The 24,375-nt window shown below is 39.7% G+C and carries 21 protein-coding genes; 8 read left to right on the top strand and 13 right to left on the bottom strand.

Annotation, left to right across the window (positions count from 1 at the left end):
- Positions 1–32: 32 nt before the first annotated feature.
- A complete protein-coding gene (locus tag MKY45_RS05430) occupies positions 33–629 on the bottom strand; it encodes a TetR family transcriptional regulator (RefSeq protein ID WP_193064406.1) in 597 nt (198 codons plus the stop codon).
- A gap of 334 nt (positions 630–963) precedes the next feature.
- On the opposite strand from MKY45_RS05430, the gene MKY45_RS05425 reads away from it, so the two are divergent.
- The 5 genes from MKY45_RS05425 (at position 964) to MKY45_RS05405 (ending at position 6,794) form a co-directional block, all read left to right on the top strand.
- On the top strand, positions 964–4,266 hold the full coding sequence (locus MKY45_RS05425) for a YhgE/Pip domain-containing protein (protein ID WP_341172641.1): 3,303 nt from the start codon (positions 964–966) through the stop codon (positions 4,264–4,266).
- Positions 4,267–4,560: 294 nt separating this feature from the next.
- On the top strand, positions 4,561–4,914 hold the full coding sequence (locus tag MKY45_RS05420; protein ID WP_226895018.1) for a CidA/LrgA family protein: 354 nt from the start codon (positions 4,561–4,563) through the stop codon (positions 4,912–4,914).
- Entirely contained in the window at positions 4,907–5,602 is a 696-nt protein-coding gene (locus MKY45_RS05415; RefSeq protein WP_193064407.1) for an LrgB family protein, read from the top strand. The genes MKY45_RS05420 and MKY45_RS05415 overlap by 8 nt, the downstream gene beginning before the upstream one ends.
- Positions 5,603–5,693: 91 nt before the next feature.
- Positions 5,694–6,224, top strand: a complete 531-nt coding sequence (locus tag MKY45_RS05410; RefSeq protein ID WP_042532349.1) for a hypothetical protein — start codon at positions 5,694–5,696, stop codon at positions 6,222–6,224.
- A 24-nt stretch (positions 6,225–6,248) separates the two neighbouring features.
- On the top strand, positions 6,249–6,794 hold the full coding sequence (locus tag MKY45_RS05405; RefSeq protein WP_193064408.1) for a hypothetical protein: 546 nt from the start codon (positions 6,249–6,251) through the stop codon (positions 6,792–6,794).
- A 77-nt stretch (positions 6,795–6,871) separates the two neighbouring features.
- Here the strand turns inward: MKY45_RS05405 and MKY45_RS05400 are convergent, their stop codons facing one another.
- The 7 genes from MKY45_RS05400 to MKY45_RS05370 form a co-directional block, all read right to left on the bottom strand.
- Positions 6,872–7,621 (bottom strand): putative hydro-lyase, encoded by a 750-nt coding sequence (locus MKY45_RS05400; protein ID WP_042536030.1) that lies wholly within the window; start codon positions 7,619–7,621, stop codon positions 6,872–6,874.
- Entirely contained in the window at positions 7,593–8,591 is a 999-nt protein-coding gene (locus tag MKY45_RS05395) for a 5-oxoprolinase subunit C family protein (protein WP_193064409.1), read from the bottom strand. The genes MKY45_RS05400 and MKY45_RS05395 overlap by 29 nt, the downstream gene beginning before the upstream one ends.
- Positions 8,581–9,348 (bottom strand): 5-oxoprolinase subunit PxpA, encoded by a 768-nt coding sequence (locus tag MKY45_RS05390; RefSeq protein WP_374705744.1) that lies wholly within the window; start codon positions 9,346–9,348, stop codon positions 8,581–8,583. The genes MKY45_RS05395 and MKY45_RS05390 overlap by 11 nt, the downstream gene beginning before the upstream one ends.
- The gene (pxpB, locus tag MKY45_RS05385; RefSeq protein ID WP_193064410.1) at positions 9,329–10,072 is read right to left on the bottom strand and encodes a 5-oxoprolinase subunit PxpB; all 744 of its coding nucleotides are present in this window, start codon (positions 10,070–10,072) and stop codon (positions 9,329–9,331) included. Before pxpB ends, MKY45_RS05390 begins: the two co-directional genes overlap by 20 nt.
- Positions 10,073–10,086: 14 nt before the next feature.
- Entirely contained in the window at positions 10,087–11,292 is a 1,206-nt protein-coding gene (locus tag MKY45_RS05380; RefSeq protein WP_193064411.1) for an Nramp family divalent metal transporter, read from the bottom strand.
- A gap of 313 nt (positions 11,293–11,605) precedes the next feature.
- Positions 11,606–12,043: a RidA family protein gene (locus tag MKY45_RS05375; RefSeq protein ID WP_193064412.1), complete on the bottom strand. Its 438-nt coding sequence runs from the start codon at positions 12,041–12,043 to the stop codon at positions 11,606–11,608.
- Positions 12,027–13,253, bottom strand: a complete 1,227-nt coding sequence (locus MKY45_RS05370) for a pyridoxal phosphate-dependent aminotransferase (protein WP_341172640.1) — start codon at positions 13,251–13,253, stop codon at positions 12,027–12,029. The genes MKY45_RS05375 and MKY45_RS05370 overlap by 17 nt, the downstream gene beginning before the upstream one ends.
- A 161-nt stretch (positions 13,254–13,414) precedes the next feature.
- On the opposite strand from MKY45_RS05370, the gene MKY45_RS05365 reads away from it, so the two are divergent.
- Positions 13,415–14,389: a LysR family transcriptional regulator gene (locus MKY45_RS05365; protein ID WP_341172639.1), complete on the top strand. Its 975-nt coding sequence runs from the start codon at positions 13,415–13,417 to the stop codon at positions 14,387–14,389.
- 169 nt (positions 14,390–14,558) lie between these two features.
- Here the strand turns inward: MKY45_RS05365 and MKY45_RS05360 are convergent, their stop codons facing one another.
- The 4 genes from MKY45_RS05360 to MKY45_RS05345 all read right to left on the bottom strand — a co-directional run bounded on the left by MKY45_RS05360 (position 14,559) and on the right by MKY45_RS05345 (position 20,604).
- The gene (locus MKY45_RS05360; protein ID WP_341172638.1) at positions 14,559–15,854 is read right to left on the bottom strand and encodes an aminotransferase class V-fold PLP-dependent enzyme; all 1,296 of its coding nucleotides are present in this window, start codon (positions 15,852–15,854) and stop codon (positions 14,559–14,561) included.
- A 435-nt stretch (positions 15,855–16,289) separates the two neighbouring features.
- Complete coding sequence (typA, locus tag MKY45_RS05355; RefSeq protein WP_193064416.1) at positions 16,290–18,113, bottom strand: translational GTPase TypA; 1,824 nt, start codon at positions 18,111–18,113, stop codon at positions 16,290–16,292.
- Between the two features lie 428 nt (positions 18,114–18,541).
- Positions 18,542–19,912, bottom strand: coding sequence for a sensor histidine kinase (locus MKY45_RS05350; protein ID WP_256705785.1), 1,371 nt, complete (start codon positions 19,910–19,912; stop codon positions 18,542–18,544).
- Positions 19,913–19,914: 2 nt separating this feature from the next.
- Positions 19,915–20,604 (bottom strand): response regulator transcription factor, encoded by a 690-nt coding sequence (locus MKY45_RS05345; RefSeq protein ID WP_042532329.1) that lies wholly within the window; start codon positions 20,602–20,604, stop codon positions 19,915–19,917.
- A 389-nt stretch (positions 20,605–20,993) separates the two neighbouring features.
- Between MKY45_RS05345 and MKY45_RS05340 the strand changes: the two genes are divergently transcribed.
- Both MKY45_RS05340 and MKY45_RS05335 read left to right on the top strand, forming a co-directional pair.
- Positions 20,994–22,361, top strand: a complete 1,368-nt coding sequence (locus MKY45_RS05340) for a S1C family serine protease (protein WP_341172637.1) — start codon at positions 20,994–20,996, stop codon at positions 22,359–22,361.
- 248 nt (positions 22,362–22,609) lie between these two features.
- On the top strand, positions 22,610–23,500 hold the full coding sequence (locus tag MKY45_RS05335; RefSeq protein WP_256705784.1) for a zinc ribbon domain-containing protein: 891 nt from the start codon (positions 22,610–22,612) through the stop codon (positions 23,498–23,500).
- Between the two features lie 74 nt (positions 23,501–23,574).
- Here MKY45_RS05335 and MKY45_RS05330 read toward each other — a convergent pair whose 3' ends face one another.
- Positions 23,575–24,195 (bottom strand): TraR/DksA C4-type zinc finger protein, encoded by a 621-nt coding sequence (locus MKY45_RS05330; RefSeq protein ID WP_042532323.1) that lies wholly within the window; start codon positions 24,193–24,195, stop codon positions 23,575–23,577.
- Positions 24,196–24,375: the final 180 nt, after the last annotated feature.

Below are 24,375 nucleotides of genomic sequence, written 5' to 3'. Positions count from 1 at the left end.
TATAAAAATACTAGAATCGAAGTCTTTTTAATTTAAATTACTTTTATCGGAGTCCAAGACACAGCATTCAATATAAAGGATGACAGTTCTTCTTTATATTTTTCCACTTCCTCCGGAGAATGCTGAAATAAAATCAAGCCTCTTGCCGTAGATTCAATTAAAGATATTACAAATTCACTATAATAATCCGGATGGATATCTTCCCGGATTTCTCCATTTGCTTTTGCAGCCTTCAGATAGCCAGCAATCAGATCATATAATGGACGATAAATGACCTTCCACTTATCGATATCCCCGCTTCTGGTAATCCCTGCGTAAACAATCGAAGGGATTGTTCTATCTTCCTGGTTCACTTCAAAAATACGATCTATTGCCAGGCGTAAATTAGCATCCAGCCCAGCTTCTATATCTCCATGCTCTGTAAGGTATTGCGTATAATTGGAGATGATTTGCTGTGCTAAATCCGGGAGAACATCCATTTTGCTGTTATAGTATAAATAAAATGTTCCTTGAGCAATCCCGGCTTTTTTCACAATCTGGGAGACACGCGTATCTTCCAGCCCTTTTTCTTTAAAAATCTGATAGGCACTCTCTAAAATAAGCTCTTTTTTATTTGATATTCTAGCCACTACTATGCCCCCTTTTGAAAATTTTAAAACTGACTGATTGTCATTCATTTATTTTTATGATACCATACTTCTAGTAAAAGATGAACATTAAAAAATTAAAAGTACTGATTCTGGCAGCCATTGGATACTTCAATTTGTATGTATAAAGCATAAAATAAGACACATAACCAAAATCTATAGGTGAGAAACTACATTGAATTTATTATGTGCAACCGCCAGAGGAAAACAACATATTTATTCTTTTATATCAACTATAGATGTTAGCATTGATTCTGAAATAATAACACATTTTATAATTTTTTATTTACCCGATCGAGAAAAGAGGAGAATTTTTTTGAAAAAAGCTTTTAAAATTACTAAACAAGATATGAAAAACATCATTCGGGTTCCTTCTGTTCTTATTTTAATTATTGGGTTAGCCATCCTCCCTTCTTTTTATGCCTGGTTTAATATAAAAGCATCCTGGGACCCTTACTCCAATACAGAGGGAATCAAAATTGGCGTAGTCAGTGATGATACCGGGACGGAAGTGGAAGACCAATCCATTAATATGGGAGACGAACTGATAGAAAACTTAAAGGAAAATGATTCGTTAGGCTGGCAGTTCGATGATTCCATTGAAGAAGCAGATGAAAAGGTATATACAGGAGAATACTTTGCCACAATTCATATTCCTGAAAGCTTTTCGGAGGATGTAGCCAGTATACTTAATGAAGAACCAAGGAGCGCCATCGTCCAATATAAAGTGAATGAAAAGGTCAATGCCATTGCTCCTAAAATGACCAGCACCGGAGCTACACAAATCACAGAAACCATTAATGATGAATTTGTGCAGACAACGGCAAAAACATTGCTGGAAGAATTTAATAACGCAGGGATAGAGCTTGAAGAAAATCTGCCTACCATGCAAAAAATAAGAGATGCTGTTTATAATCTGCATGATCACATTGATGATATTGATGAAGCAGGCGACCTTATTGTTCAGTTAGACGAAGATCAAGATACGATTCAGAACTATGCAGATACATTAGACAGCTTACAGGAGTACGAGTCGAACATTCGGGAAGGCGGAGATCAGATTCTGACTGCCCAGTCTCATCTGGATGATATCAATCGGCTTGGAAATGCAGTGGTTGAATTAAATCAATCCATGCCTGACATCGAAAATGCTTTAACTCGAATCAGCTCTATCCAGCAATATTTCCCTGCGATTAATCAGGGACTGGAGGATGCTTATGCAGCAAGTATTACTGCCGGCGATACGCTAGCAGATGTACAAGAACGTATTCCAGAGATCAATAATCAAATTCAGGACTATCAAAATCAGGTTGATAATGCACAGGACACGTTAGAAGAGGCCGAACAAGCAACCGATGAAGTATCAGAGCTTGTCAACAGCCGAATCAATGAAGCGGAGGAAATTATCAATGGACTGCCTTCCTTTGATTTTAATACAGAAGAATCCGTAACACCTGATTTTGTGAATAACGTAAAGGATTCAGTTGGTGATTCTCAAGGTAAGCTGGAAGAAATGCTAGAAGAGCTTCGTAATTCAGACAGTCTGGAATCAAATGAGTCCTTAGATAAATTAAGCAGTACTGCTGACGGAACAAAAGAGCAAGGAAATGAACTTTCTGCTGAATTAGAGGATATGCTTACTAAAATAGAAGCGGATAATTTTACGGAAGAAGATATAACTACGTTAAATGAGGCAATAGCTGATTACCAATCCTCTTTCGATGAGGTCAAAGAAGATTTAGCAAATGCTGAATTTGTTCGAGATACCTCACAAAATGAAGAGAACGAAGAAACCGATGAGAATAGTGACAATGCCGAAGAAGGTACCGAAGAGAATAACGAAGAAAGCAGCAATGACGCGGAAGAAAACACAGAACAAGAAAGCGAAGAAAATAATGATAATGCTGCAGAAGAAACAGAGCAATCCGAAGATACACCGGAAACGCAGCAGCGTGATGAAGAAATCGACCAAGTCATTAATGAACTTCATGACGATACGATGCAGGCTTTTGATGAAATTTCCAATGTATTGGATCAAAATATAGACCTTGCTAAAAGCAATATACAGCAACTGCCTGAATTGATTGCCATGAAGGAAAATCCTGACCGGGCAGAGTATGCAGAAGAGCAACTTCAAGCGATTCAGGACAGTATTGAAGGGCTTCAATCCTCTATTACAAGCACGGAGAACTCACTTGCTTTATTAGAAACTCCGGAGAATAAAGAGGAGTTGGATAACATTCAAGAGGCTCTTGAAAGCGGCGATTTTAATTTAAATAATGTCATTGATTTTCTGGAAAACGGAAATTTAGACCTTAGCCAGTTAGAAGACGTGAAGGATAACGCCATAAATGATTTGAATACGTTACAAACCTTTAACGAGGACACATTAGAACCATTTGTGAATAATGCTTTCACTACGTTAGAAAATAGGTTAAATGATGCAGATTCCAAGTTAAGTGCCGCATTGGAATATACTGATTTAGCTTCTAATTATTTATCGGAAGCAGCAACAGTTGTTAATGATTCCCAATATTATTTAAACCTTTTAAATGAGAACTTACCATATTATGAAGAACAATTCAGTGATGTCTCTGATACTGTAAATCAACACTTCCCTGAATTTAAAAATGGTGTGGATATGGCAAGCGGCTTTTTCCAGAATGATATGCCGCATTTAGAAGATGAAATAAATAATTTAGCCGGCTTTGTTACAAACGATATGGATGATTTAATTGCCCAATATGAGAATTTGAATTCCCTTGTGCAGGATAATTTACCGGAAGCGCAGGAAGCTATTGGAGAAATGGCCGACTTTATCCGTGATGATTGGCCAGGATACAAAGAGGATATTCAAAATGCCTATGACCGGATAAAACAGATGGAAGACGATCAAATTATCGAGGAATTAATTGCTGCATTGCAGAATGACTTGAGTGATGAAACAGAGTATTTCTCCCGTCCGGTACAACTGGATGAAGAAAAATTATTCCCTATCCCGAACTACGGTTCAGCCAACACACCATTCTACACTGTGCTGGCAATATGGGTTGGTGCATTACTGCTTTGTAATTTGATTACAACGGATCTAAAAGATAAAAATAGAGAAGAATTCAGCTTAAGAGATATTTATCTTGGCCGAATGACCTTGTTCTTGATTGTAGCTATTTTACAAGCGGTCATTGTTTCGCTCGGCAATATCTTTATACTCGATGCTTATATGGCACACCCTGTTTACTTTACACTCTTTAGCGTCTTGATTGCGTTAGCGTTTATGATTATCGTATACACGTTAGTTTCCTTATTTGGAAACGTCGGAAAGGCGATTGCGATTATCTTTATGATTCTGCAATTATCAGGCGGCGGCGGAATGTTTCCAATCCAAGTAGCGCCGGAATTTTTCCAGGCTATTCACCCATTCCTGCCGTTCACGTATGCTATTGATATTCTAAGAGAAGCGACCGGCGGTATTGTATGGTCTGTTGTTTACAACCGATTCCTTATACTGGCGATTTTCCCGGCTATCTTTATTCTGTTAGGATATACTTTCCGGCCATGGATTGCACCGCGTGTTCATAAAGCCTATCTTAAGAGCAAGAAAAGTAATATGATTGATTAACAAAATGATGATCATGTAATAATATTAAGATTACAAACAGCCTGGCCAGCGCTTTGCCGGGCTGTTTTTTTATGCAATCCTACTTTTTCTATTTAGAAGGGACAGACAACAAAAATCTTTTTTCATCAACGGGTCGCGTTCCAGATTATCAAGATTTTCAAGAAAGTAAATATGCTTTCAAAACGCCCTTTAACGAATGACACGTTTTCTGATAAAATGATTAGTATCTTTTCTTTTTTAGAGGCTGTTCAAAATGGAGAATAACAACGGAGGTTTATGGTGAAGTATTTCATAATGATTTTACAAATTGGTATCTTATTTCTTTTTAATTTTATTGGCCAGCTTATTCAAGGCTTCTTCTCCCTGAGTATTCCCGGCAGTCTTATTGGGATGCTGCTTCTTTTCAGCCTGTTATTTTTCAAAATAATTCCTTTAACGTGGATGCAGGCTGGTGTTGATTTTCTTTTAAAAGATATCCCATTTTTCTTTATCCCGGTTACCATTGGAATTATCCAGTACTTAACCTTTTTTTATGGCAAAGGCAGCTTGACCATTCTATTGGTTATTGTAAGTACCTTTATTGTTATCGGTGTCAGTGGGATTGTAACAAATTTCATCTTAAAAAAAGAGGTGAAATCCTATGAGTAATTTCTTTATTGGGATAATGGCAATTGCAGGAACGTTTATCCTGTATCGATTATCCAAGAGGATATATCGAAGGAAACCAAACCCATTCACCATGCCTATTTTCCTATGTACGGCAAGTATGGTTATTTTCTTATCCTTAACAGGAATCTCTTATGAAACCTATATGATTGGCGGGCAGTGGATTGATCTTTTTCTCGGTCCTATCGTTGTCTCTCTGGCTGTTCCTTTATACAGAGAAATTCACTTAATCAAAAAATATGCAGGAGCGATAGGTATCGGTATATTTGCCGGTTCTCTGACCGGTGTTTTTACTGGAATAGCAGGAGCAAAGCTATTAGGTTTTGATGACTGGCTGATTCAGACTGTTGCTGCTAAATCTGTGACTGCTCCTATTGCGATCAGTATTACGGACACAGCAGGCGGGAATATTTCCCTAATCGCTGTATTCGTTATGTTAGCTGGTGTCAGCGGAGCAATGTTTGGGCCTGTTATTTTAAAAATTTGCCGGATTGAGCATCCCATTGCTAAAGGACTCAGTATTGGAACGGCTTCTCATGCAATAGGGACGGCAAAAGTATTAGAGGACAGTGAAATGGAAGGCGCCATCAGTGCTTTATCTATGACACTCAGTGCTGTGGTTGTTTCTTTTCTTGTTCCGATATTCTTATTATTATTTATTACATCATGAAAACATTCGTTATTTTTGTACATAAAAGGTACGCTGTATCTTGTTTCTGTATTGCGCTGTTATTACTTAGCAATGCAAGGAGGTGGCTTTGTTGAAAAGGGTTTGGCTATTCTTTGGATTGGCTGGCATACTGCTTCTTTCCGGCTGTTTTAATAAAAGTCAAAAAGGCGATGAACTGATTGCCTTTTATAATCATTGGATGGAGAACTGGGAGATAGATAGTTCTACATACTCCTCTCTTAATTGGGCAGAGGATGCCGAAGAAATGTTACTTATTATCGAAAACGATATATTGCCTGTTTTAACAAAAAGTGTTGACTATCTGGAGCAGACAGATTTGGAATATCGTGCTGTTAATGATTTAAACGAATTACTATTAGACAGAGAGTCTTATTTATTAGCATTATTCCAAGAGCTTGCTGATGAGTTAAACCCTGACAGTACGGAATCAGAAACAGAAATTGCTTTGGAGAAATTCAATGAAAACAGCATGCCAATTGCTGATAAAAATAAAGAATTTGCAGAGAGCTTAGATACGTTAATGGATAAATATCATGTCTATTGGATTACCGAGTATGACTCAAATGGAGAAGAATTAGAAAGATTAGGAAAGGACAGATAAGGAAGGCAGAAAGGAAGGAACGCTTTGCGAAATATTTTTGGGTCTGTGCTATATTTATGTATCTTTATTATATTATCTGGCTGCGTTGATCCTCATGACAAGGCAGAAGTGGGAAGCCTGGACGTACTGGAAGACTTTATTCATGAATTAAATCACGGCGACCTTATTATTGATTCAGATGATCCGGAAGAGGTCATCGAAACAGTTGACGATCAGCTGGGCGAATATTTTTCAGGTGATTTTTCCAGAAAAGTTGCCTATCAAATCCGAAACAGCATGGAAGGAAATCCGGATTATGAAGAAACTCCTGAAAATATCACTTTTTTTCTAACAAATACGGGTGACGGATTCCGCTATTCTCAAATTGAAGCTTCCAGAAGAAAAGGCGTATCATCCTGGCTGACACAGGACGATAAAATCGTAGGCACAGAGATTCGTATCACCTTGCCATCCGATATTCCTGATCAGGATTCCAAATACGAGCTGTACGACAATATTACGATGATGAAAATAGATAATAAATGGTACATCGATGATATTGAATATTTTGATGAGAGATATGTTCAATGAATCCAGCAAAATGATTCAAAGCGCCGTAATCTTTAAAGTGATTAGGCGCTTTTGGCAGCTTCAATCGTTCTACAAACTCATCTTCCTATTTCAGAATCCAGCAAATCTGTAATAAACATATGTCCTGGAGCATGTGTGATCATTATTTCAATTTTTGCTTGAAGTGCTACAAGCTGCGGTGTTACACCACACGCCCAAAACACTGGAATTTCATCTTCCTTTATTTCTACAGGATCACCATATTCAGGGGCCTGCAGGTTTTTGATTCCCAGCTTCTCTGGATAACCAACCTGTACCGGTGCGCCATGCATCGTTGGGAAGGCCGATGTGATTTGAACAGCTGCGGGCACATGATCTGCGCGAATCGGACGCATGGAAACCACCAGATTCCCTTGAAAGTCCCCTGCCCCATGACAGGGCACATTGGTTTCATACATCGTAACATTTTGTTTGTTTTCTATATGCCTCAAAGGAATTCCAGCCGCCCTTAAAGCATTTTCAAAGGTAAAGCTGCATCCAATCAAAAAGCTGATAAAATCCTCACGCCATTCTTCTGTAATATCCATCACTTCATCTGCCAGCTTCCCGTGTCTAAAAATTCGATATCTCGGAATATCCGTTCTGATATCTGCATCCGGCGCAGAGCTTACAGGTGTATAGGAGCCAGCATCCGTCACTTCAATCAATGGGCAAGACTTCGGATTTCGCATACAAAATAAGAGAAAGTCATACGCATGCTTCTTTGGAACAATGACCAGGTTTGCCTGTACATGAGTTGGAGCCAGCCCTGCTGTGGGTTTAGTCCACTCTCCTTTTCGAATAGCCATTCTTTCCTTTAACACTGCTATCACCTCTGCAAAAATATTTTATTTGAAGTAAAAACTGTTCTCTTTCCCTATAAAGTTTTTGTGCCTCTTCGACATCTACCTCCCGGAAACAAATTTTGCCGCCCGGAACAAGCTGAGCTACTTTGGGAAGGTCAACAGAAATAACTGTAGCAATTCTCGTATATCCTCCAGTCGTTTGCCGGTCAGCCATCAATATGATTGGCTGGCCATTCACCGGCACTTGCACACCTCCAAACGGAATGGCATCCGACCAAATATCTGCTCCATTTTTATGAGCAATAGCCTTGGATTGAAGCCGATACCCCATCCGGTCTGCCTGCGGACTAACAAGATGTACGTTATTGAAAAAGTTATCTATTCCTTCCTTTGTAAATCGCTCCATATGTGGACCTTTCACGACACGAAGCTCTACCTCCTTGCGGTACCTGGGGATTTCTGTATGCATTAATCCAACTCCTGCTTTTCCATTCACCGCATAACCGAAAATCGTATCTTTCTTTTCAACGTGCTTCCCAATTCCAGCTTTTTGGTAAGTTGATTTACTACCCATAACTACTGGTGAGTCAAACCCGCCCGAAACAGATAAATAAGTCCGCACCCCCGATTGAGGAGCGCCAAACGTCACATAATCATCCTTTTTAAGCTGGATTGATTTCCACATCGGTGCGGCTTTGCCATTTATCATAGGACTTAAATCTGCGCCACAAATAGCTATCGTTGCTTCCGATAATACAACCAGCTCCGGACCCATCATGGTTATTTCCAGACAGGCCTCATCTCTTCTATTTCCCACTAAGAGATTGGCTGTCTGCAAAGCGAATGGATCCATTGCTCCCGAGACAACAACCCCGTATTTTTGAAAGCCGGTTCTTCCCAAGTCTTGGATGGTTGTTAACAGTCCCGGTTTAATTACTTTAAAAAGCGGCTGCTGCTCCGCTTTATTCTCCAACACGTTTCATCCGAATCCCTTCTTGTTCCAAACGCTGCCGCAATTCCTTTGCAAACAGAAGGGCATGCTGTCCATCTCCATGGACGCAGATGGTGTCGGCTTCCACCTGGACTTCCTCTCCATCAACGGAGGTGACTTTCCCTTCAAAAACCATACTGCGTACTTGTTCAATTGCTTTTTCTACCTCTGTAATCATTGCATTTTTTTCTGTTCGAGCTGTCAACGAGCCATCCGATTGATACGTTCTGTCAGCAAATACTTCTGAGGCTGTTTTTAATCCGTATTTTTTTCCCGCACGAATCAATTCACTTCCTGATGACCCAAAGAGAATTAATTGTTCATCTACTTGAGCTGTCGCCTTCGCAATTGCTTCAGCAATCTCCCGGTCTTTCGCTGCCATATTGAACAAAGCTCCATGCGGTTTCACATGCTGCATAGGCACCTCATGAATATTACAAAAGGCCTTTAAAGCACCAATTTGGTAAGCTGTTAAATGAAAAACTTCATCTGGATCCACTTGAATGGCTCTTCTGCCAAAACCAATCAAATCTGGAAAGCCTGGATGGGCTCCAACCCCTACCTGCTTTTCTTTAGCCATTTTAACGGTTTTTCCCATAACATTATAATCTCCGGCATGAAAGCCGCAAGCAATGTTTGCAGAGGTGACTACCTCCAAAATTTCGTTATCAAGACCTATCGTATAAGCTCCAAAACTCTCCCCCAAGTCACTGTTTAAATCAATGCTTCTTTGTTTCATCATGGAACACTTCCTTTCTCACTTTATAGCTGCCGTCCTTTACCGCTTGTTCTATTGCTTCATACTCCTCTTCCGTAATCGAAACAAAGCGGATTTTATCTCCTGCCTGAAATAAAAATGGATTCTCTTGGGAAGAATCAAACAAGGTGACAGGTGTACGTCCTATAATATTTGCACCGCCCGGGGACTGTAATGAGTATATCACCGTTTGCTCCCCGGCGATTCCTACCGATCCTGCCGGCACATGTAATCTCGGGCTTTCCAGCCGCGGTGTGCAAATGGATTTAGACAGTCCGCCCATATAAGGAAAGCCCGGCAGAAATCCCATCATATAAATAAGATAATCTGTACCTGAATGATTCTCAATCACTTCTTCTTTTGTTAATTGATTAGAAACGGCGACATGGTCTAAATCAGAACCAGCTTCCCCGCCGTACAAAGTTGGAATAAATATCCGATTCCTCTGCTCCACTTTATCCCGTGATGCATAACTGGATAAAGTGGATAATTCTTCACAGATTGCATGATACGTAAGCTGGTCCGGCAAATAATAGACAGAAACGGAATCATAGGCAGGAACCCATTCTACAATACCTTTAATACGCTCTTTTTTTAGCAGAAGGCAAAAGCTCCTGATCTTTTTATTTAGCCGGGAGGAAACCTGTTCGCAAAACTGTACCCGTATCCCTGTATCTCCTAACGGCTGAAAGATGATATTTTGCATAGCGATTCCTCCAGCTAACCTATTATATTAAATGATAATAAAGCCAAAAGTACCGTAATGGCAAATACAACCCAGCCTGCAATATTTATCCATAGCTTGTTGACGTTCTCGGCCAGCATTCGGCGGTTGTTCATGACAAACAACAAAAATAGAACGATAACAGGCAAAATTAAGCCATTTGCATATTGAGAAAACACAATAATTTCAATCGGACTGTATCCCAAACCTGAAAAAATGATTCCAATTAAAATAATAACCATCCAAATGGCTCTGAATTTCATGGATTTTAAATTCCTGTCCCAGCCAAAAACGCCTGAAATAGCATAGGCTGCTCCTAGTGGCGCCGTCATCGTTGATGTAACACCTGCAGCAAAAATACCAATCGAGAATACATATTTTGCCCAAGAACCAAGCAGCGGCTCTAATTGAATAGCCATTTCAGCTGGATTATCAATTGTTGTGCCAAGAGGAAAAGCCATTGCGGCAGTGATTACAATCGAGGCCGTAACAATACTGACCACAATCAGCGATGTAACAATGTCGAACCGGCTTTCCCCTATCCCGCTTTTATCCTTCCACCGCTCCTGAACCGTTGCTGACTGCAAAAAAAGCGTATACGGAACAATCGTTGTACCGATTAAGGAAATCACTAGGATAATAGAGCCATCCGGAATTGTCGGTATAAATGCACCTTCAAAAATAGCCGATAAATCAGGTTTAACTACAATTGCCGTAATAAAAAAACTGAGTACCATTAAACCAATTAATACAATGAAAACTTTTTCAAGTATTTTGTATGTGCCAAACCAGAGCAGCAACCCGGCTGAAATACCGATAATTACGCCCCATGTCTGGATAGGGAAACCTGTTAAGGTGGTCAGACCGATGGCACCGCCGACGATATTTCCTGTCTCATAAGCTGCGTTGCCGACTCCAATAGCAGCGACAACTAATATGATTGTCAACACCCTTAATAAAGGATTTTCAAACTGTTCTCTAAAAGCTGTGCCCAAATCTTTTCTTGTAACAATTCCTAAGCGGGTGGTCATTTCCTGCAAGACCATGGTAGCAATAACGGAGAACAGCAAGGACCAAATCAAGATAAAACCGAATTGGGCACCAACCTGACTGGCTGTTGTTATCGTTCCCGGCCCGATAATAGCAGCTGCTACAATAGCGCCTGGACCGACATTCTTTAACCTTAATAAAATCTTTTTCATGGTAACTCCCCCATTGTTTATGATGTTTAAACAAACTTTCAGATTTTAAAAAAGGCTGATTTTGGCAGTATTTCATCGTTAGCTTTGCTACAATCCGAAGAAGCGTACGATGGATGACTGAAATAAGTGTAAGCAAGTCTAGTTTTGTTTTTCAACCTTTTCTGCTTCGATGTCATCCACCCGTCATCATTTCATTTAACCTCGTTAATTAAAGCGTTTTCATTTTTGACTTTAAATGTAACTCGATAAAGGAGATTTCATCAAGTTACATTCATTTTTTAGCTTGCTCTAATTAACAATTCCAGTATATTCTTTATAAGCTCACTCCAGCAACCAATTGAATTTCAACAGGTGCATTTCCCGGTAACGAGGATACACCAATTGCTGCCCTGCTGCCTATCCCCGCCTCCCCCAATTGTTCAGATAAATATTCGGAAGCAGCATTTGCCAGACTTGAATGGGATTGAAATGTTTCCTCTGCATTCACATAAACGGTGAGTGATAATATCTGCATGAGTTGTTCTCCCTCCATAAGTGTGTTTACAGCAGCAGTTAAGGCATTTGCAGCTGCTTGTCTGACTGCTGGATAATAGGTTGATACAGGCTCTGCTGCAATAACTTTTCCGCTCTGAAGCAGCACACCATTCTTTCTTGGTGTCATCCCGGCTGTATAAATAATATTTCCAAACCGGGATGCAGGAAGGTATTTCCCCTGTGGAATCAGATTATTCCCTTCATTTGATGGATGCATTTCGATACGCCTCCACTACTTGGATAACACGTTCCATTGCTTCTACCGCCGCTTGATGATCCTGTGAAAAATTTATCCGAAAGCTGTCACCGAATTGTGGACCGAATTCCGTTCCTGGTGTTACGGTCACACCAGCCTGAAGACGAAGTGCTTTCACAAACTCATTGATTGAAATACCCAGTTCCGGAATTCTCGGGAATAAATAACTGCCCGCTTCTGTCGCTCTTACCTGAAACCCCTCAGCTGCACGTATTTTGGCGACCAGGTCATCACGGATTGCCTGATGCGCTTTAATTCGCTCCTCCATCCAGCCTGCCGGTTCAGAAAACCATGTTTTCAAGACGGCCTGATTATATCCGCCAGCGCGCAATGATACAATAGCCTGCAGTTTTTCCATTCGGTTAATCATTTTTGCCGATCCAAAAGCGACCCCTAACCTGTATCCGCTAAGTGATTCTGTTTTAGAAGGTCCCATGATCGTAATGACATTTTCTCGATCAATCCGGTTCTCCGCACATAAATGAGTATACGTCCGTCCTTCAAAAATTTGCCGCGAGTAGAGTTGATCAACAATCACGGTTGCCCCGTATTGCTCTGCTAAACCGGCAATCTCCTGAATTTCATCCCAGGAATAAATAACACCCGTCGGATTATTTGGATTAGAGAACAAAAAGAGTTTTACTCCTGATTGAAAAGCATCCTCCAGCTGCGTTAGCTCTAAACCGGCTGATGTGTCTGTTTTGTAATAATCCAGCTGGACAGGAACGACTTCCCCATCAAAAAATTCAACAAGCTTCCGGTTGGCAAAATAGTCCGGTTCTACAATAGCAACCTTATCTCCTCTGGCCACCGTTGATCCCATTGCTAGAAATAACGCTCCTTGGGTTCCAGGTGTTAGGATAACATGTTGATCCGGGTCAATGCTTGTGTTCGTAAAATCAGCAAGCTTTTCAGCTAGCTTCTCCCGGATATCCATCCCCCCGCGATATTCTGTGTAGGCCTGCTTCCCTCCAAGATGAACTCCTTCCACAAAGGCATCTAAAGAGCCCGGAATTGGTTGAAAAGCATCCACATCCCCATGTGAAAAGTCCACCGGCCTACCGGGAATTTTCTCAAAAGGAACATCGATTTCATTCGTTTTCTGGCGTCCTTCTTGACCAGGAGCATATTCCGCACCAAGCTTTAAAAACTTTTCTTTTATCAAATCCATGATTAACCCTCTTTTCTATAATTGAAAAATAGTATACCTTTACAAAATATCTGCAAATTCATTATAGTTATAATAGTATCCCATCTTAGATACGAACTCCAATACGAAATAATTTATAACACTATAGGTATTTCTCTATACATAATTTGAGGAGGAATGAGATGCTGAAAAATATGGAATATGTATATGCAGTATATTTAAATAAGAGCTTTTCGAAAGCTGCCGGCGAATTATATATTTCTCAGCCGGCACTCAGTGCAACGATTAAAAAAGTGGAAGAAGAGATAGGTCTTCTTATTTTCGATAGAAGCAGCAATCCCATCCAATTAACAAAGGCTGGAGAATATTATATTGAATCCATCGAGACTATTATGAACATTGAAAAAGAAATGAGGAGTTATTTTAATCACTTAGCAGAGGATAATCAAGGTACCATCAGTGTTGGAGGCGCATCTTTCTTTTGCACACATATCCTGCCGAAAATCGCTCAAGAGTTTAAGGAAGAATATCCCGATTATAAGGTAAATCTTCTGGAAGCCAATGCGGATGATCTGATAAAATGTCTGCGCACAGGGATTGTTGATATGATGATCGATGTCGAGAAAAAGGACATTTCTAAAATGTTTGATTCCTTTGTCTGGGCGGAAGAACATATTTTACTGGCAGTGCCTTCAAGCTATGAAATAAATAATAAGCTTCGTAACTATCAAATCACCTTTCAAAATATAGCTAATGGAAACTATTTAAGTGAACGGTATCCTAAGATAAACCTGAAAGAATTTCAGAATGAAGATTTCCTGCTATTAAAAAAAGGGAATGACCTTAACCAGCGAAGTTTAAAAATGTGTAGAAATGCCGGTTTCACACCAACCATATCCATGTACCTTGACCAGATGCTGACTTCCTATTACATTGCCAGTAATGAAAAGGGAATCGCTTTCGTTCGGGCCAGCGTCACGCATTACTTAGAAGCAACCAATAAATTATGCTTTTACAAAATTGATGATGACAACGCCCGTCAAAATATTATGCTGTATTATAAAAAAACACAGCCGCTTCCGAAAGTCGGCACAGATTTTATTTCATTTATCAAGGAGAAAAAAAATCGATCATCTGTGAGTTTTAATACGCTGTAAAAAATGATTTTGCAGAGCGCTGGGAAGCAAGTATTTCAGATTTACATGAAGCAGGAAAAGGAGTGACCGTTTTTCTTTTCTGCTCAGCAGAGGAAATGACGGACACTCATACTGCCATAAATAAAGAATCACTTACTTGAATGAGGAGCACCAAGCAAAAATTTAATTGTTAACTTACTGTTTTAACTCTTTCCGCTATTTTTTGTGTAACACGCAGAAATGCTTCTATTTCCTCCACACTATTGCAGTGTAGGGGGGATACCCTTACAACACCGTCGAGATCAAAAGACTCTAACATTCTTTTAGAATAAATACTGGAAGCAGCACGCTCATAAACCACAATATGCTCCGCTTCATATTGCCGATCAGCCTCTTGATAATCTAAGTGATCAATTGTTATTCCGATAATCAGATCCCTCTTAGATAAATCTTCATCATCTAAATGGACGGTAACGCCAGGGATATTTCTTAATCCTTTTACTTTATCTGTGCCATGAAGTATCGCTTCCAGCAATGCTCTTTCATGTAAAGCGATCCGTGTCATTCCTTCCTCATACAGCCTTCTTCTATCCTGTTTCTCCGAAAATTTACTCCCTATCCAGCAGACATAATCGACAATTTCGCTAAGAGAAGCAAAATGACCCGGTGTGGAGCTTCCCAGCTGCAGATCACTGTCATCCTTTCCAGCTAAACGTTGATGCGGAAGCGCTGCTGCCCTTTGGGAAATATATGCAAAACCGCTTCCTCTTACCCCGAAAAATTTATATGGTGCAAAGTTAATCGCATCTACAGGGGTTTTTTCGATATCAATGATACCGTGCGGAGCATGCTGCACAGCGTCGACGATAATGTATAAATCTGGCTTGATTTTCCTGGCTTCCTTTACAATCATTTCAATATCTAAAATCGTACCTGAAATATTAGATGCATAAATCACACTTAAAAAGCTTGTATTCTCATCAATCAGTCTGGTGATTTCCGCAACATCCACACCTCCAGTTACCCGGTTTGTTTTAGCTACACGAAATTCTTTTCCCAGCTTATTTGCATAAAACTTGGCAGCATCATAAGCAGACGGATGCTCTAATTCCGTTGTCACAATATTGCTTCCCTCTATATTTTCCGCAATGACACCGGTTGCTGCAAACATTGCTTGAGACGCAGTAAAGTAAGTGGCAATACTCCCCTGCTTTGCATTAAATATCGTTCTTGCATCTTCTATGCCTCTCTGCTCCACTTCGAATAAAAATTTCGCTGTGTCATGATTGCGCAAAGGGTGGTCAGGCATCAAGTCGTACTGAGCAAATTTCTGATTGGCAGTTTTTAACCGAAAAGAACCGCCGGCATTGTCTAAAAACACCCGCTTTTTCTGTGTCAACGGATCCATATCAATATAGGCGAACCTGTCTCTAATTTCTTCTAATAATTCATTGCTAAATAATCTGCCCTTCGTTAATTCCGCCATTTTATCCCTCCAATAATTTTTAGTGGTGATACAAGCCTGCTTCAAATGAAATTTTTCGATACAAATCAGGAAGACTTTAACTTATATAATATGCTATCAGCTGTTTCTCTATAATTTACATATTTTTTCTATAATTATAATAGTAGTACTTCTTATACGTTTACTCCAATACAAAATAAATTATAATCATATATATTTTCTTCTATGCTGACTGACTATTTAGATGGCATAAAACGAAACTTCACTCCGTGGGAGTTTTATGGACGGTTCTTCATCAAAATCCATGGGGATAAACTACATTCAATTTGGTGTTAGCTTCGGAATTCTTCTGCGTTAAAAATTATATACTTCTCTAATATAAAAAAGCCGGTTCAATTCTTACTATTTCTAGTAAAAATCGAACCGGCTTTTCTGTCAGCTTATGCTTCCACTTCATTACTTACTTTTTTTCGCTGCCTTTTCACGTTCGTTTTTATTTAAGATTTTCTTACGAAGACGGATTGTTTCTGGTGTTACTTCACAATACTCATCCTCACTTAAATATTGCAGGGCTTCCTCCAGAGACATATCTCTTGTCTTACGGATAGTGGATGTCTGGTCTTTTGTAGCTGAACGCACGTTAGTTAAGTGCTTTTCTTTTGTGATATTAACCGTTAAGTCATTCTCACGATTATGCTCTCCGACAATCATCCCTTCATAAACTTCCGTTCCGGGAGTAATAAAGATAACTCCGCGATCCTCCAAGTTCATGATTCCATAGGTAGATGCTTTCCCTTTTTCCAATGCAACTAGCACACCTTCACGGCGGCCGCCGACCTGTCCTTTAATAACAGGCTCGTATGCCTCAAAGGTATGGTTAATAATACCATAACCGCGTGTCTGCGACATAAATTCTGTAGTATATCCTAAAAGACCGCGGGATGGCACTTTAAACTCAATACGAACTTGTCCGTTTCCTTGATTAGCCATATCAAGCATTTCGCCTTTACGTTCTCCTAAGGATTCCATAATTGCTCCTGTGTGTTCTTCCGGAACATCTACTTGGACCCGCTCCATCGGTTCACATTTTACACCGTCAATATCTTTGATGATTACTTCCGGCTTAGACAATTGAAGCTCATAGCCTTCACGGCGCATGTTCTCAATAAGAATAGACAAATGCAGCTCTCCGCGTCCGGAAACAGTCCAGGCATCTGGTGAACTGGTCGGTTCCACACGTAAGCTTACATCGGTTTCTAATTCTTTTAATAAACGCTCTTCAATACGGCGGGACGTAATATACTTCCCTTCTTTTCCGGCAAATGGACTGTTGTTTACAACAAAGGTCATCTGCAGGGTCGGCTCATCAATACGCAGCCATGGAAGCGGATCAGGATGCTCAGCCGGACATACCGTTTCACCGACATTTAAGTCTTCCATTCCAGCCAGAGCTACGATGTCACCAGAAACAGCTTCTTGGATTTCAACCCGTTTTAAACCAATGAAACCAAATAATTTGGAAACACGGAAGGATTTTTGTGATCCATCTTCTTTTAATACAACAACCTGCTGTCCTACCTTGATAGAACCGCGGACCACACGTCCAACTCCGATTCGGCCGACATAGTCATTATAATCCAGTAAAGTTACTTGAAACTGTAACGGCTCTTCTCTTGTATCAGCTGGAGCCGGAATATGCTCCATAATGGTATTAAAGACTGGATCCATTGTTTCCTGCTGATCTTCCGGCTCTAATCCGGAGGTTCCATTTAACGCAGATGCATAAACAACAGGGAATTCTAATTGGTTATCGTCCGCTCCTAATTCAATAAATAAATCTAATACTTCGTCAACGACCTCTGCCGGTCTGGCATTTGGACGGTCAACTTTATTTAATACCACAATTGGTGTCAGTTTTTGTTCTAAAGCTTTTTTTAATACGAAACGTGTTTGCGGCATGGTTCCTTCGTAGGCGTCCACGACTAAGGCAACACCATCAACCATTTTCATAATACGTTCCACTTCACCGCCAAAGTCGGCGTGACCTGGTGTATCAAGGATATTAATTGTTGAATCTTTATATTTTACAGCTGTATTTTTCGCTAAGATTGTAATCCCGCGTTCACGTTCTATATCTCCAGAGTCCATCGCACGTTCGTCTACGTGCTCGTTTTCCCGAAAAGTCCCAGAATATCTTAATAGCTGATCCACTAACGTTGTTTTCCCGTGGTCAACGTGTGCAATAATTGCGATATTACGAATATCATTTCTTAATTGCATAAATAGTACGCTCCTCTAACATATCGAATGTAAAACCAATTTATTATATCATATAATGAGGAAATTTGTAAAATTGTTTTTCTTTCCTTTAGGATGTGTTGATTGCTCATGTATTATTATAACAATGCATTTTATATTATCATTTCATGAAGGATTTTCACCAAAATAGCTGGATGACTTAGCAGATATAATTTTACTGTAAGCAGCGGCTATAGAAATATACTGCGTTTCCAGAGACTTGTCTTTAGCTCCCTTTAAAGAAGCCTTGCTAATTGCGGGACCACAGGCGCAGACCAAAGTATAGTCATATTTATGCCTGCGGCGGAAAAAGAAAATCGCTTTTTCTGCGGAGCTTTACACTGGGGCTGCGATAAAAAAGACCTCTTCCACGCCCAATCAGGCAAAGAAAGAAGTCTTTTTATCATTCATTAAGATTTTATTTTTTTATTTCCTTTCGGCTTACTAGAAACAGGCAGGCACATGGTAAACTTCGCTCCACCTAATTTTTTCGACTGCCCGGCATATATCTTCCCGTTTGACTGTTCAATAATTGCACGTGCAATCGCCAGTCCCAGTCCCGTTTCTCCGCCTTTTCCTTTGATAAACCGGTGGAATATTTTATCCATATCTTCCTCGGTAATCCCTTTTCCGTCATCCTCTATATCAAAGAAAATCATATTCTTTTTCTTATATACATGGATAGATATCTCTTTATTGGCATACCTGATTGCATTAAATACCACATTGGAAACAGCTCGCAGGAGCTTTTCTTCATCTGCATGTATCGTTATGCAGCCGTCCACCTTCTGATGAAGGTCCAGTTTATTTTCATTGACGATTGGCAATGCTTTGCTCACAATCCCGTCCACAAAAGCCTGCACATCGATTTCTGTCTCCTCGTACACATCCGGCTGAGAGTCCAATTTGGCAAGTAAAATCATTTCATTGATGATTTTCTTGAGTCTGTTTACTTCTGTCACCATGACATCCAGCCCTTTCTCGGTATCTTTTTCATCAAAAATACCATCACGGATTCCTTCTGCGTAGCCTTGGATTGTCATCAATGGTGTTTTCAGCTCATGGCTCGCATTTTGAAAAAAGGTCTGCTGCGATTTCATATATTGCTCTAATGTCTGTGACATCTCGTAGACACTCTGTTCCACTTCTTTTATTTCTCCGCTGGCCCGGATCCGCTTCATCTGGTCAAATTGGCGGTTTTCCACCTTCTTCAATTCTTTCTTCAGCAAGGATAATGGTGTTACCAATTTATTCGTCATATAATAGCTTAAAATGACTGCCGCCAGAGCTCCAATTAAAAATACCCATGCTAATCGGAAGAAAAAGTTTTGCTGCACGGCTCGTAAATCGTTGATGGGTGTTAATAAAATCAATTCCATCCCGGACTGCTCCGGAGAAAATATAATTCGTTGCGTTACGAAACGGTCATTTCCATGCTGCCACAGTGTTTCTTCGTTGTCCTCAAAATTGTTTTCCTGAAAAAACTCATTTACAACCGAAATAGACATGGTCGAAAATAAAACTGTATCTAAGTTCCGGTCATATAAGAAAAGCTGCAATTCTTGATCCTTCAAGAAGTCATCAATATTTCGATATTCACTTGCATCATCATACTGTTCCGATAGAAAACTGATAAGTAATTCTCCTGTTTCTGCAAGCTGACGCTGTTCATCCTGGATGAGCACATCTAATACCAGCGAGTAAATAACCAGGCCCGCAGTGGTCATAATAACAAGCAGCAGCGCTGTAAAAGCAGCATTTAGTTGCGATTGTAATTTCATTATTATGCTTCCTCATCTTTTCTCAAACGATAGCCGAATCCCCATACTGTCTCAAGGGGAATATGCTCCATCTTTTTCCGAATCCGTTTCATTAAATCATCTACCGCACGGTCACTCCCAAAATAATCATCGCCCCATACCTTTACCAGCAATTCTTCACGAGAAAAAGCACGATTAGGGTTCTCTGCTAAAAGGAGCAGCATATCATATTCTTTTGCAGTTGTTTCATATTCGATTCCTTCAAAAAATACTCTCCGTTCATTTTTATACACAAGGAGCTGATCTACTTTTACCCGATCGTCCGGTTCTTTATATTCCGAAGACTTTGGCTGCACCCGTTTGAACAGCCTTTTCATTCGGGCAATCAGTTCTCTCGGGCTGAATGGCTTGGTTAAATAATCATCACTGCCCAGCTCCAGACCTAAAATTTTATCGATTTCCTCATCTTTCGCTGAAATAATAATAATGGGAACATCGCTTTCATTACGAATTTTCCTGCAAAATTCATAACCATCCATCCCCGGGAGCATAATATCTAATACCCACATATCCGGTGGATTATTTTCCCATAATGTCCAGCCGTCTTCTGCATTGTCCAGAACAGTTATCTGATACCCTTCTTTTTTTAAATAGGCAACAACAATATCTTGTATGTTTTTATCATCTTCTACTAAACCAATATGGTATGACATGTATTTCCCACCTCTTTCATCCTGTACTAAATTGTAGTTTATCAACTGCGGATTTGGCAAGATGCCGCTTCGGCAGACCCCAGCAATAAAACGAAACTTTATTCAGAGGGAGTTTTACGGACGATTCTCCGTGATAAAGCAATATACTTGATTATTTTCAGGCGTTTTCACGTTTATTAAAAAAAACAAATCGGGTAATTCTAATATAGGAAGAAAGAATATCCCCATTTTCAACAATCTTTCATTCTATACTATTTATTTTTACATGAACACCCTGCTTCTGACAAACGGGATTTAAGATTACACAGTTTTTACACAATTATACCAAAGGATTTCCCATGGTCGGTACTATAATAAAATTAAATCAAATAACTTGGAGGTGCTTTACAATGAGTAACAACGATTATGAAAATGAAAGAAATGAAAATGTATCGGGTGACCTTGAAAAGAATAATGAGCCTTTGACTGATGAAGCATCGACAATTGATAATAATAGATCAGAGCAAAATAGAACAACCGATGAAAAGCAGCAAACATATGTCGCTTCATCAGAAACCAATCCGCCAAAGCAAAAAAAATCGAAAGGCTGGTTCCGCGGTTTTTTTAGCGGAGCAATTGGAGGAATTATTTCTTCCGTACTTGTTGTCCTGCTCTTAGGAAATCAATTGCTGCCGGCTTCGGAGGGCATAATGGATTCCTCTGGAGGAGAAACTGCATCATCCAGTGCCTCTTCAGAATCTATTATCCCTACGATAGCTTCTGATGATGCAGACGTTTCTGCTGATATTACAGAAGTTTCCCAAGCTGTTGTCGGCGTTATTAATATGCAGCAGCAAAATTTATGGGAGGACAGCCAAGAAGCTGGTACTGGTTCAGGAATCATCTATAAAAAAGAAGATGGAAAAGCGTATGTTATCACAAATAACCATGTTGTAGAAGGCGCAGAACAGCTTCAAGTAGCTTTGAATGAAGAACATCAGGTAGATGCCACTGTACTTGGAACAGATGCATTAACAGACTTAGCTGTGCTTGAAATTGATGGAGAGCATGTTGATACAGTTGCAAATTTAGGATCCAGTGAAGATATTGAAGTAGGAGAAACGGTTATGGCAATCGGTAACCCGCTTGGTATGGACTTTAATAACAGTGTAACAAGAGGTATCATCAGCGGTTTAAATCGTAATGTTGAAGTAGATACAAACGGAGACGGCGCTCCGGATTGGGTAACAGAAGTACTGCAAACAGATGCAGCAATCAACCCTGGTAACAGTGGCGGCGCATTAGTTAATGCAGACGGTGATGTGATTGGCATCAACTCCATGAAAATTGCTCAAAGCCAAGTAGAAGGCATCGGTTTTGCCATTCCTATTGACGAAGCCTTGCCAGTTGTTGAAAAACTGGAAACAGACGGTGAAGTTTCCCGTCCATTAATCGGTATTTCTACAGCGCCATTAACCCAGGTTCCGCCTCAATACCAGCAAGAAATCGAGCTTCCTGAAGATGTAGAAGGCGGCATGGTCATTGCAAATGTTCAATCTGGTTCACCAGCAGACAATGCGAACCTGCAACAATTTGACGTCATTACAAAAATAAATGGGAATCCAGTCACTTCCATTATCGAGCTTCGCAAAGAGCTTTTTGATCAAGGGCAGGCTGGAGAACATGTAGAAATCGAATTTGCACGTGATGGAGAACTGCATTCCATTACATTAAAAATGGATGAATTAAAAGCCAGCCAACCAGAAGCAAATCAATAAACAGCATAAAGGAACACTTTCTTCAACGAGGAGTGATCTCACTGAATGCGGGTATAAGAATTACTAAGCTATCTATAGCAACGGAAAAAGCAGACTGTTGAATATCAGCAGCCTGCTTTTTCTATACACAGAAGGAAATATTAGGAGAATAAACCTATTTCCCCCTACCGATTCCCTGAAAAATCGTATATAATTAACTTTCAAAGCAAGATTTATCTTGCTGAATTATTGGAAAAGGAAGTGATTTTTTGATTTGCCCAGCATGTAATCAGGAAACGGAGGAAGGAAAGTTTTGTACAAAATGTGGTTCACCGCTGCATCCACAAGAAAAAACAGCAACAGAGGATCCATCTAAAGAAAATACTCCTGAGGTACATACAGAGACATCACAACAGGAAAATGCATCCACTGCAGAAACATCACAGCAATTCAATGCAACACTTGAAAAAGTAAAAACAGGTTCAAATCAATATTGGAGTTATTTTATTACCCGGATTAAAAATCCGAATGTCGCTTTTAGGGATAATGAACAGCACGTAACTAATTCTATTATTACCGCAATTATACTTACCCTTGCAACCACATTATTCTTTTGGGGACTTCTTAACACAATATTTCAAGACACTATCGGAGTCTTTTCCAGCAACGAGTCACTAAGCGATTATGTACCTTTTTTCTCAACCACGCTAAAAGGGATGCTTATTTTTATTATTCTTTTCTTTGCGGGACTAATTGCTAGCTTTATTACGCTTAATCTTGCGAAACATTCATCTTCCTTTGTGCAGCAGTTCACTCGTTACACAGGCACACTCGTACCATTTACAGGCTTATTTGTTGTGCTAGCTTTATTATCACTGCTGGGTATTGTTAAGATTGATATATCCGAAATGGATACGTGGATTCTTCAGCCGGAAGAAGCAAGTTTTCCATGGGGAATATCTTTTATAACCATTTTATTTATTATCGTGATGTACGTTAATCCGATTATTCATGCGCTTCATGCACTTACTCAAGAAAAAATAAAACACAGTTTTTATTTTACAATCGTATCGTTAGCCATCACCTTTGTTATTATTACAATTATGAATACCTTATTTATTTCGGATATCCTAACAAATATATTTGAATCAACATTATAATCTCTATATTTTACTAAAAACCGGACAGATAAAATTCCAACATAACGGGATTATCGTCCGGATTTTTTTGTGAATTACTCTTCTTCGCTATCCAATTCATCCTCATACGCCTCATGATTAGGCATCACGCCTGTATACTTGCCTTCTATATCAGCAGCCAAAAAGTCTTCCACCTCTATATCATCAGAGCTCTCTTCCCCATCTTCCGGCACCCCTGCACCGTCATGATAATCCGGAGTATAGCTGGATGTTCCATATTGCTGGACATCCTCCCAACTATTTTCTCCGCCATCTTCTCTTACTTTAAATACTTCTTTTGGCGGTGTCTCTCCATGAAATGTCCGCTGTTTTTCATGTTCGGCGCAGCAATCTGCAGTCGGTAATGCCTCCAAACGCTCTGGTTCAATATTTTCGCCGCACACCTTGCAAATTCCATAGGTTCCTTCTTCCATCGCATGAATGGAATTATTTATTTCTTCTAATTCTGATTCCGCATGTCGCTGCAGAGCACTGTCTTTTTCTCTTTCAAAAAGCTCCGTTCCTGTATCAGCAGGATGATTATCATAATTGGATAATTCACCTAACACCTCTTGGCTAAATTCATATTTCATTTCTGTTTTTTGATTTATTCGTTCAATTAACTCCTCTTGTCTCGCAAGCAGCCGCTGCTTTAGCCTTACCGTATCTACTCTCATCGTTATCCTCCCCTTCTATCTATATTTATTTAGGATTGAAGTTTCGTTTTATACTATATGTAAATGGAAAAATTCGATGCAAGGCAATCGTTGCCAAGTATATTTTAACGAGTGAAAAGAATTTATTGGAAATTCAGCTGTTTTTTCTTAATAATTATTTGCGTTTTTTGAATTTTCATG

Source organism: Oceanobacillus sp. FSL K6-0251, assembly GCF_038004725.1.
In the GTDB taxonomy this organism is placed as follows: Bacteria; Bacillota; Bacilli; order Bacillales; family Amphibacillaceae; genus Oceanobacillus; species Oceanobacillus oncorhynchi.
Note: the sequence above shows the minus strand (reverse complement) of the source record. Positions and strands in the feature narration are given on the sequence as shown.